General features: G+C 58.1%; 7 protein-coding genes. 3 read left to right on the top strand and 4 right to left on the bottom strand.

The genetic code is table 11. From position 1 onward, the window contains the following. Nucleotides 1-64 precede the first annotated feature (64 nt). The 3 genes from Q1A74_RS14715 to Q1A74_RS14725 form a co-directional block, all read right to left on the bottom strand. A complete protein-coding gene (locus Q1A74_RS14715) occupies nt 65-1,753 on the bottom strand; it encodes an alkaline phosphatase D family protein (RefSeq protein ID WP_299597801.1) in 1,689 nt (562 codons plus the stop codon). Nucleotides 1,754-1,839: 86 nt separating this feature from the next. Continuing rightward, nucleotides 1,840-2,868: a zinc-binding dehydrogenase gene (locus Q1A74_RS14720; protein ID WP_299597804.1), complete on the bottom strand. Its 1,029-nt coding sequence runs from the start codon at nt 2,866-2,868 to the stop codon at nt 1,840-1,842. A gap of 82 nt (nt 2,869-2,950) precedes the next feature. Beyond that, entirely contained in the window at nt 2,951-4,624 is a 1,674-nt protein-coding gene (locus Q1A74_RS14725) for a VWA domain-containing protein (RefSeq protein WP_299597807.1), read from the bottom strand. A 189-nt stretch (nt 4,625-4,813) separates the two neighbouring features. On the opposite strand from Q1A74_RS14725, the gene Q1A74_RS14730 reads away from it, so the two are divergent. The 3 genes from Q1A74_RS14730 to Q1A74_RS14740 are packed head-to-tail and all read left to right on the top strand — an operon-like array spanning nt 4,814 to nt 9,717. Continuing rightward, nucleotides 4,814-6,478: a VRR-NUC domain-containing protein gene (locus Q1A74_RS14730; protein WP_299597810.1), complete on the top strand. Its 1,665-nt coding sequence runs from the start codon at nt 4,814-4,816 to the stop codon at nt 6,476-6,478. A gap of 17 nt (nt 6,479-6,495) precedes the next feature. Further along, nucleotides 6,496-8,925, top strand: a complete 2,430-nt coding sequence (locus Q1A74_RS14735; RefSeq protein WP_299597814.1) for an ATP-dependent DNA helicase — start codon at nt 6,496-6,498, stop codon at nt 8,923-8,925. A 15-nt stretch (nt 8,926-8,940) separates the two neighbouring features. After that, nucleotides 8,941-9,717, top strand: coding sequence for a CLCA_X family protein (locus Q1A74_RS14740; RefSeq protein ID WP_299597817.1), 777 nt, complete (start codon nt 8,941-8,943; stop codon nt 9,715-9,717). A gap of 157 nt (nt 9,718-9,874) precedes the next feature. On the opposite strand, the gene Q1A74_RS14745 is transcribed toward Q1A74_RS14740, so the two are convergent. Further along, nucleotides 9,875-11,254: a membrane dipeptidase gene (locus tag Q1A74_RS14745; protein ID WP_299597820.1), complete on the bottom strand. Its 1,380-nt coding sequence runs from the start codon at nt 11,252-11,254 to the stop codon at nt 9,875-9,877. Between the last annotated feature and the right edge of the window lies 1 nt (nt 11,255).

Genomic DNA, 11,255 nt, shown 5'->3' on the forward strand with positions numbered 1-11,255 from the left:
AAAAAGCCAGCACCCCGGTGCTGGCTTTTTTCGTTTGCGACAGAATAAATTGCCGATTGAGGAACTACACCAGTTGGTGTGTCTCCCGGTGACTATCTACTTCGGCAAACTCCGTGCTGTCGATATTGTCGATATATTTCCACTCCGCCTCGATACCATCGCGCCGGAAAGTCAGCGCCATAAACCCGCGCTGATGCAGGTTACAGTACTGCAGGTCGTCTACCAGTGCAGACATGCCGCGCGCCAGCTCCATTGCAGACTGGTGATCCAGTTTCAGGTAGCTTTCCATCCCCGGTGAGGTCACGCTGGGGGTCCCGAACTCGAGGCCCACCATTCGGCCATCATTGTCTTTCAGGTGGTTAAACCAGGCGTTGTGGGTATCACCCGCTACCACCACCAGATTTTTACCCTGCTCGCGCACTTGCTGATACAGGGTTTCCCGCTCCACCGCGTAACCGTCCCAGGCGTCGAGATTGTAAGGTACCGCGTTCTGCAGCCGCTGTTGCTGCTGTTCGGTGAGTTGTTCGCCGCGCAGGCTCGCCGCTTTCAGACCAATAAGCTCCGCAGTCAGTTTGTTGTCACCGCCCTGGTAGAAACTGGTCATCAGCTCCACCGGCAAATGCATACGCCCCATCAATACCTGCTGGCCGAGCACCTGCCAATGCCCCTTGGACTTGGCCAGCGTCTTCCGCAACCATTTGCGCTGGTCTTCTCCCAGCAGAGTACGGCTCGGGCTCGCCACGTCCAGGCTGAATGCCCGCGTATCGAAATTCCCTTCCTTGTCCATATAATTGGCAAACTGCAGTTGCTGATCACGGCCGATTACCCGGGTATCCAGCATATGCAGATCCAACAGATCACCAAACTGGAAGCTGCGGTAAATCTGTGGATTGGTCTCTCCCATAGGTGGGCGTATTGGCAGCCATTCGTAATACGCCTGCACGGCAGCCGCCCGACGAGAATAGAAATCCCCTTCATCGGCACTGTGATTTTCCGCACCGTCTGTCCAGGTGTCGTTGGTAATTTCGTGGTCGTCCCACACCGCAATAAACGGGGCGGCGGCGTGCAGCGCCTGCAAGCCAGCATCGGTACGATAGAGCGCGTAGCGTTTGCGGTAGTCGGTGAGTGTCAGGATCTCGCCGCTGTTATCTTCCGGCAGCGCGCGCCCGATCTGAGCAGAGGTTTCCGTGGCGTATCCGCCGGCACCGTATTCGTAGATGTAATCGCCCAAATGCAGCACCGCGTCCCAATCCCCTGCTTGCGCCGCAAGCTGATAGGCATTGAAGTATCCGGCCGGGTAATTAGAGCAGGAGAAAATAGCGAGCTGTACTTGTTCTACGCCTTTTTCGGGCAGCGTTTTAGTACGACCGACAGGGCTCAGCGTACTGGCGCCGGCAAACCGGTAGTAATAGCGCGTATCTGGTTGCAGCCCACGCACATCAATTTTGGCGGTGTAGTCCCGTGCGAGATCGGTTGCCACACTGCCGCGCCGCACGATCTTTTCAAACTTCCCGTCTTCGGCCAGCTCCCAGGTAACATTCACCGGCCCGGCGGGGTTGGCGTCCACAGGTGTGGCACGGGTCCACAGGATGACGGCATCCTGCAGCGGATCGCCACTGGCGACGCCGTATTCGAACGCAACCTCCGACGGCAATTGCGGGCGGGTCATGGCCTGCAGAGGAGTAGAAACGGCAATACTGCCGGTGCTGGCAAGTGCCGCCTTTAAAAAGTTGCGACGATTGAGGTTGGTCATACTGGCGGCGCCCTGTTCTGGAATCTGGCCCGCCAGCCTATCGTGGTTTTATGACAGAACAAGAACAGCCGACGGTGACAGCACACTCAATCCTCGATGTTGAGCACCACCTTGCCAATAGAGCGACCACTGCGCAGCAGTTCAATGGCCTTATGCGCCTGCTCAAATGGAAATTCGCTGTCGATATGGGGGGCGGGTAACGCCAACGCAGCGCAGCCATCCAATAATTCTTCAAACAACGCCTGCTCCTGCCATAACCAGATCAGGTTGAATGCCAGCAGGGATTTATTGCTGCTGATCATATCCATCACATCATAACGCGGCCGTTTTAAATACAGCCACGCCGCCTTGAGCCAGTTCGGTTTGTCACCGGGGGTAAATTCCGCCGCACCGAAAACGACCAGCCGACCTGTGGGAGCAAGCGCAGAAAAAGAGCGCTTTTGAATCTCGCCGCCAATGCCATCGAGTACCAGATGTAGTGGCCGGTCGTTTAACTGGGCGTGCAACTGTTCCGCAAAATTCTTTCCGCGGACAATCACTTCATCAAACCCCTGGTCGGTAAGAAACTGGCGCTTGCGCTCGGAGCTGACGGTACCAACCGGCACTGCCCCCATTTGCGATGCCATCCGCATGGCCTGCAAACCGACACCACCTGCGGCGCTCTGAATCAGTACAAGTTGCCCCGGCTTTATTGCACCCAGGGTGGTGAGCGCGTAGTACGCTGTCAGGCTCTGTGCGGGGAAGGCGGCGCCTTCGGCAAAACGCCATTGTTCAGGAAGTTTTCGGCAATGTGCCGGTGGCACATCCACTGTAGTGGCATAACCGCCAAAACGGGTGCAGCCATAGACGCGATCCCCCACCTGAAAGTTCGTCGGCATACGTTTGCCGAGCTGGGTCACAATACCGGAAAATTCCAGTCCGGGAATAAAGCTGCCCTGCGGCGTTGCGGAGTAGAGGCCCGTGAGCGCGAAGATATCGGCAAAATTGAGGCCGACGGAACGGACCTGGATACGGATATGTTCATCCGCGAGCGACGTCAGTTGTTCTTCCCGCAATTGCAGGTTACTGATCGAACCGGCTTTTTCCGTTCGCCAAACTTTGCGGGTTTCCTTCATATGCTGCTCCCCTCTACCGTAGGGTATCCGGTCGATAAAGAGGAGCAGCCTATCGGGAAGAAGTGGTGATGGCCAGTATCGACTATTCCGGCCGTGCGGTTGTGGATGAGGGTTGCGCAGTGGCAAGCGCACCGGCAGTTTTTACCAGGCGCAAAAACTCGGCGCGATCGCCACTCAGGTCTTGGCCACGGGCCAGTTGTGCCAACGCGGCTACATCGTCGTAGTCAAACTCACTCAGTGGCTCACTGCGTAGTAACAGACCAAACCCGGCAACAGCGGTGGCAAACTGCAGATCTTTCTGGGTCTCTTGCAGCGGCTTCAGCTGCGGGGCCAGATTCCATTGTTTTAGGGTGCTGTCCACTTCGCCCGGTTTTTTATAGCGCACTTTTACCGTGGCCAGCTCGTTGCTTTTAAGGATTGATGTACTGGATTCGTTCTCTGCCCCATACCGCAGCGGATCCACCTGCGGGGTATCACCTGCCAGGGTTAGTTCATAGAGGGCTACTACCGAGTGACCAGCTCCGATATCCCCGGAATCTTTGGCATCGTTGTTGAAGTCTTCCCGATTGAGGCGACGGTTTTCATAACCGAGCAGACGATATTCGGTTACTCGCGCCGGGTTAAACTCAACCTGTACTTTGGCATCTTTCGCGACGGTAAAAAGCGTGCCGGATAGCTGCTCCACCAGTACGCGGTTGGCTTCAAAGATGGTATCGATATACGCGTAACTGCCGTCGCCCACATTAGTGAGCTGCTCGACCATCTCTTCCCGATAATTACCCATACCAAAGCCCAGCGCGCTGAACTGCACCCCGCTCTTGCGGCCACGTTCAATACGCTGCTTGAGCAAATCCACGTCACTGATCCCTACATTGAAATCGCCGTCGGTAGCCAGGAGGATACGGTTAACCCCATTTTTTTTGAGGGCCTGCTGTGCCACGGAATATGCTAACTCAATCCCGCCAGCGCCGTTGGTGGAACCGCCAGACTGGAGACGGTCAATTGCCTGCAGAATTTTTGTTTTCTGATCGCCAGAGGTTGGCTCCAGTACCAGCCCGGCACTGCCGGCATAAGTGACAATGCTAACGGAGTCCTCCGCACGCAATTGTTTCACCAGGAGCCGGTAGGCCTGCTGCAACAGCGGCAACTTATTCTGCTGGGCCATAGAGCCGGAGGTGTCGATCAGAAAAACCAGGTTGACCGGCGGCACTTCTTCCATCGGCAGTTCACGCGCTTTCACACCGATGGAGAAGAGTGCGCGCCCGGTATCCCAAGGAGCGCGAGAAAGATCGAAGTGCACAGCAAAATCGTCGTCGCTCGCCGGTGTCGTATCGCTTCCGGCAAAATCGTAGTTGAAGTAGTTGATCAGCTCTTCCAGGCGAACGGCATCTTTGGGCGGCAGTTGTCCGGCCGTCAGGAAACGCCGTACATTGCTGTAACCTCCGGTGTCCACGTCAAGCGCGAACGTGGAAACTGGCTCTTCCCGGACCAGCTTTACCTGGCGCGGCTCCAGTTTCTGGTATTTTTCTTCTTGGGGGGCCGGAGCAATCGCCGGCACAGGGCTCTGTTGGACCACGTAATCCGCCGACTTAGCATGTCGCATGCGCGTGCTAGTGACCATCACTTCTTCCACTGACCCGCTGGCGACTACCACAGACTGATTCGCAGAGTCATCCGTATCCGTAGAGGTACAGGCGGCAAGCGCAAGCACCAGGGTGCTCGCAACCAGTATTGGCTTGGTGAACCGAATAGGCATGAAGATCCCTCTCTCACATTGTTGTTTTGACATTATCAGGCATTTCACAACAGGTCCAAGCGTTTACCCGCTCCGGTGGCTCTGCAGTCGCACACCGGTTTGTTCGCGCGAGCCAGATGCTGTATAACCATACAGCATCGAGTATTTTTTCAGCCCATCGCAACTTCCCCGCTAGCGCCTGATCCCTTCATGACCGACCCCATTGAACTGGCTCCGGATTACTACCTCAGCAACTTCCACGCGCTGCTGGGCTTCGTGGTGGCCCGCTATGCTGACCTGCTGTCCGATGGGGAGCGGCTGTTCTACGACCGCTTTCACGGGCTCGATGCCGACAGCCAGCGCCTGTATGTGCGACTGCTATCCCGCAAGGGGGTTCCATCGTCTTGTGGTGCGCTGTTTCGCCAGCACAAACTCGACTACGGAGAAATTGCAAAGCTGCCGTTTGCGGTGGAGCGGCTGGTGACGGTCGGCTTGCTGCAGCGCAACCCGGACCTCCCACTGCCAGAGATCCTGCCGCTGTTTACCAAAAGCGAACTCTTCGCCAACAGCCCCGAGCCACAGCCCCGATCTCTGAATCGCCCCGCGCTGGAGCAGGCCCTGCTGGAGCAAGACCGCACCCAGATTCGCCGCAGCCTTGAACGCGATGAACCGCTGCTCGCGGTGCAGTCTGCGGAGCACTTCGAGACCTTCAAGCTACTGTTTTTTGGCAACCTGAATCAGGATCTGACCGACTTTGTCCTGCGGGATCTGGGGCTGTTTCGCTATGAACAATACCCTCTGGAGCAGGATCAGCTGCCCTTCTACAGCCGCGCGCAGATCGAGCAATACCTGCGCTACTACGAATGTTTGCGCGAGGCCGAGTCCGCTCTGGTGGCCAGCGCAGACGACATTGTTGCCCTTGCCAGCGCCTTGCCCGCGGGTATCGACAGCGACAACACCCTGCACCGACGCCTGGATCGCCTGCGTCTGACGCTGGCGCGACAACTGGAACGGCTCGGCGCACTGGTGGAGGCCGACCAGCTTTATGCTCGGTGCACCCGCCCGCCGGCGCGGGAACGGCGAGCCCGGATTGCAGTGGCAAACGGGGATACCACAGCCGCGCTAGCACTGTGCTCAGAGATTCTCACCGCGCCACACCACGAGGCCGAACGCTCGTTCGCCGAGGGCTTTGGCTACCGCACCGCGAAAAAAGCCGGCACTACAGAGGGCTGGGCCGCACCGGACCGCCACAAGCCACCCACCCAGACGGTGGCATTAACCCAGGCTGCGGAGCGGGTCGAAACCATCGCGGCACACTATCTGGCCCAGCAGGCGCCGGGTAATCAGTGCTTTTATGTGGAAAACAGCCTGTTCAATGGCGTACTCGGCCTTTTTGTCTGGGACATTTTGTTTGCGCCGATTCCAGGCGCCTTCTTCAATCCGTTTCAGACGGCCCCGAGCGATTTCCGCACACCCGATTTCTTTTCCCAGCGCCGCGGGGCATTTGAGCGGCGGCTGGCAGCGATGGACACAGACGTGTTCCACACCCGGGTGTGGCAGTGCTACCGGGATAAACAGGGCATTGCCAATCCGCTGGTCCATTGGGATGCCCTGCCGGAACCGCTGTTGTCACTGGCACTGGAGCGCGTTTCCACGAATCACTGGCGAGCCCTGTTCCGCCGACTGTTGAGCGATATCGCCCACCACCGCAGCGGGCTACCGGATCTGATTCTGTTCCCGGCTGGCGGCGGTTTTGAACTGGTGGAAGTGAAAGGTCCCGGCGATCGGCTGCAGCAAAACCAACAGCGCTGGCTGGCCTATTTCGCTGAGCACACGATCCCACACCGGGTACTGCATGTGGAGTGGCAGCCTTGAGCGGAGGAAAACCAGCCTTGAGCGATACGCCCTCGCGACCGGCACTACAGGTTTCCGTCGGCGATCTGGTGGATTTTGCCTGCCGCGGTGGCGATCTTTCCGGCATCAGCGGCGGTGGCCCCACCGCGCTTGAAGGTATTCGCGCGCATCAAAAACTGCAAAAAAAGCGCCCCAAAGGCAGCGAAGCGGAATACGCTCTGCAGGTAATCATCGAGCAGGAGGGTTATCTGGTCACCCTCCGCGGCCGCGTTGATATCCTGCACCCCCAACCCGATCTGCACAGCCCGGTGCAGCTGGATGAGATCAAAACCACTTATCAATCACCGCAAAAACTGCCCGAGGCCACACGGGAGTTGCACTGGGCACAACTGAAAATCTACGGCTTCTGCTATGGACTCGAGCACGAGTATCACGCGGACGATTCTCTCGCTCTGCAGATGCTCTGGCACAATATCAAAGAGCGGAAAACCACGCCGGAATTACAGGAGTTTCGCTGGGCGGAACTGGAAACTTTTGCCCGAACCGCACTCCGCGAATACCTGCAATGGCACCGCCACTGGCAGGCACACCGGAATACTGTGCGCCATTCTGCCCGCGCGCTGTCATTCCCATTTTCCACATACCGTGCCGGGCAGCGCGATCTCGCCATTGCCGCCTATCGCTGCTTGCGCGATGGTGGCGAGCTGGTGGTGGAGGCACCCACCGGTATCGGCAAAACCATCAGTACCCTGTTCCCGGCGATCAAGGCAGTGGGGGAAACGTCCCTCGATCAACTGGTATATCTCACTGCAAAAAATTCCGGCCGTCAGGTGGTACGCGAGACCACTGCGAAGCTGCAGTCACAGGGGCTCACCCTCTCACTTCTGGAATTACAGGCACGGGAAAAAACCTGTGCCTGTAGCCTCGGCCTGTGCAGCCGCGATGAAGAGGGCATCTGCCCGCGCACCCGGGGCTTTTTCGACCGCCTGCCAGAAGCGCGCCGCGCACTACTCGGTCAACCGCTGCTGACACCAGAAACCATTGCCAGGGAAGCAGACCGGTTGCAGCTGTGTCCGTTCGAGTTGTCACTACAGATGCTGCCCTGGGCCGACCTGGTGGTATGCGACTTCAATTACGTATTCGATCCGCTGGTGCAGATGCACAGTCTCCGGCAAGCACCGCGGCAACGTGCCCTGTTGATCGACGAGGCTCACAACCTGAGCGACCGCGCACGCGCCATGCACAGCGCGAAGCTCACCCGCAGCGACGCCCGGCGCGCCGCCGCGGCATGCAAGGGCGCCCACCCAACGCTGCGCCGTGCAATCCAGTCTCTGGTGCGCGGCCTGGATAAATGGGTGGCTCAACAGCGCGCATCAGAGCAGCCGAATCTTGGGCAAACGCGCAATACCGAGTTGTGGATAGCACCTCACGAGAATACTGCCCCCGTGCCGCTCAGCAACGCGGTACAAAAAGTACTGACGGTGGTCAATCAATTGTGGGAGCAATCGCAATCGCCACCAGAGGCCATCAGTGACTGGCTCCGATCCCTGTTTCGCTACCAGGCTATTGAGCAGCTCGCCGCCGATCATCACCGCTGCATTACCCGCGCGCACACCGCCTCAGATCCCGACGGCCGCATCCGGGAACAGCAGGTTGAGCTGCTATGCATGAACGCGGCAGAATACTTACAACAGGCCTACCAATCGTTCCACGGGGTGATCGCCTTTTCCGCCACCCTGCGGCCGCAAAATTTCGTCTACCGGCAACTGGGATTCCCGCTGGACTCTCCCTACGTGGCTCTGCCCTCCCCTTTCCACAGGGATCAACAGGGCGTATTTCTATGCCCCTACGTTGATACCCGCTACCACGCCCGCCACCGCGCAACCGATACGCTGGTGGACATGATCGCGCGCACTTTTCACAGCCGCCCGGGCAATTATCTGGTGTTCTTTCCCTCCTATCGTTTTTTGCAGCAGGTGGCGGAACACTTTGCCGCGCAGTTTCCCGAGCTGGCGCTGGTACAGCAACTGGCAGGCAGTAGCGATCAGCAGCGGACAGAATTCCTCGCACATTTCCGCGAAAATCGGCGCAGTCTGGGCTTTGCGATTATGGGCGGCATCTTCGGTGAGGGCGTGGATTATGTAGGCGAGCAGCTGGTGGGGACCATTGTGGTAGGCGTGGGCCTGCCGCAAGTCAATCAGGAACAGGAACTGCTGCGCGAAGCCTGCGAGCGACAGGGCGAAAATGGCTTCGACACGGCCTATCGCTACCCGGGCCTGACCCGGGTGTTGCAGACCGCCGGACGGGTGATCCGCACCGAGACCGACCGTGGTGTGGTGATTCTCGCGGACTGTCGTTTTACCGATCCGTTTTACCGCGACCTCTACCCACAACACTGGCAGCCGCAGATCTGCGACAATGGCGACACACTGAGTAGCGCCCTCGACCAGTTCTGGAATAGCAACTAGGAACCCCCGATCACCGTGGTATTAGACCGAAAATTCTACCGCCGCAGCCCCCACCAGCGCGCACCGAGCGCCGTGGGCTTTAATGATGTGCGCAAACGTTTCGACTTTCGCGGTATCAAGATCGGGCGCTGGGTGACCGAGGCGGAAAAGGCCCGTGCGGCGGGATTGTTTTACGATGCCCTGGTAGACCTGATGGCCATTCTGCAGGGCCCCGAGCTGCTGATCTCTCTGCGCGGCACCCTGGCCTTCCAGTACGGCACCGGCGGTCGCCCGGGTATCTCCGCCCACTACGAGCCGGGCAGCCGCACCTTCGCCCTGGCCAAAAATGCCGGCCCGGGCTCCATTGCGCACGAATGGTTCCACGCCCTGGATCACTACCTCGGCGACAAAGCCTTCAGTGATGCGCCGGAGCGAATGTTCGCCTCCGAAGCCTGGCTGCGTGACGCCACCCCGATTCCCCACCCGATCAACGATCTGCTGTTCGCCTGTTTCCGTGCCGTCATGCTGGATGAAAGCGGAGAAAATCCCAGCGAATTATTTCGGGTTTCAAAAATCGCAGATAAAGCCAATGGCTGCGTTTACTACGCAGAACCGGCAGAAATGTGCGCGCGAGCATTTGAAGCCTTTGTACAGGACGCCGGGATTTCCAATAATTTTTTGGTGGCCGGCACCAAGGCAACGGAAGAGGCTAAGATGGGGCTCTACCCCAATGGCGTACAGCGGGAGCGGATCAACGCGACCTTTCACCGCTATTTTTCCGCCCTGGGGCACGCACTTATCCAATCCGTATAGAAGGCACTAGTTTTTTCCACTGTGAAAATAACTGCTTCGTCAAAGGCCTTCAAACATAAGCGAACGGTTCGCATGTGCAGCAAAGCGGTTGCGTCGCCGGCCGCCATCCAATAGCAGCACTTTTCGGTGCCCACGCGCCAGTTGCATGGCCGGACTTTTAGCCCGGTGGGAGAGAGTTCAGAGCATCCGCCACGGTCTGAACTTCGCCCATGACCCGCATCAGGTTTCCGCTCCACAACAGACCGATTTCGTCTTCGCTGTAATCGCGCTTTATCAGCTCTTCTGTCACCGCCGCGGTCTCGGAAGCATCGTTCCAACCGGCAACACCACCGCCGCCGTCGAAATCGGAACTGATCCCCACATGTTCGATACCGATCTTCTGCACCAGATAATCAATATGGTCGACAAAGTCCTGCACATTCACCGGCGGGGTTATCGGATCTACTTCCGCCTCGACCAGTGGCGCAACCTGCGCGCGCAGCTTCATAAAACCGTGCATATATTCGTGGCGGGCATCGTGGTCCAGCTGCGCGACCTCCTTCCATTCCAGCAGGTTGAAACCGGTCTTGTGCGCTTCCCTGGCCATGACCGCGAAGGCCTTGTCTTTCCAGGCATCGTATTTTTTGCCGTTGACGTAGGCCCCAAAGGCAACTGTCTGCACTACGCCGCCATTCTTCTTGATCGCCATCAGCTCTTCGTCGTCAAGGTTGCGGCTGTGGTCACTGATGGTACGCGCGGAAGAGTGCGACGCAATGACCGGTGCCTTGGTGAGAGCCAAGGTCTGCATATTGGCGGTTTTGGACGGGTGCGACAGGTCGATGATGATGCCGACCCGGTTCATTTCCTGTACCAGCTCCCGCCCGAGATCGCTGAGGCCGTTGTGCAGCCAGACACCATCACGTTCACCGGTATTGGAGTCGGCAAACTGGCTGTGGCCATTGTGTGCCAGCGACATGTAGCGCGCGCCGCGATCATAGAAATCCTGCACCAGGCTGAGGTCGGTACCCAGTGGGTAAGCATTTTCAACACCGATTAATGCAACCAGCTTGCCTTGATCAATCAGCGTGTTTACCTCTTCCGGAGTGGTGGCAAACCCGATACGCTGCGGGGCAATTTCTTCCGTGAGGCGATGGACCGCCTCGAATTTGGCGATGGCATTTTCCAGCGCTGCGGCATACCCGGCCTCGTTCAGTTCGCCCTGTCCGGTGTAGACACTGAACCAGATCGCATCGAGACCACCTTCTTCCAATTTTCCAAGGTCTACCTGTGTTTGCAGTGTCTGGGTGTAATTGCGCTCGGCAGTAAAGTTACTCACATCCAGGTCCACATGAGTATCCATAGTGAGCAGGCGCTGGTGTAGTGCGTGTAGATCGTCAACCGACGGTTCGGCAGACCCGGCGGTATCCAACGGCGCGCTTGCCACCGGATCCGGTTGAAGGTCGACGGCTTTACTGGCTTTCGATGTGTCGTTATCCGGCGTACAGCCGGCGAGCAATACACCGGCTATACACAACGCAAGATTGATTTTTTTATACATA

The organism is uncultured Microbulbifer sp., assembly GCF_947504145.1.
Classification (GTDB): domain Bacteria; phylum Pseudomonadota; class Gammaproteobacteria; order Pseudomonadales; family Cellvibrionaceae; genus Microbulbifer.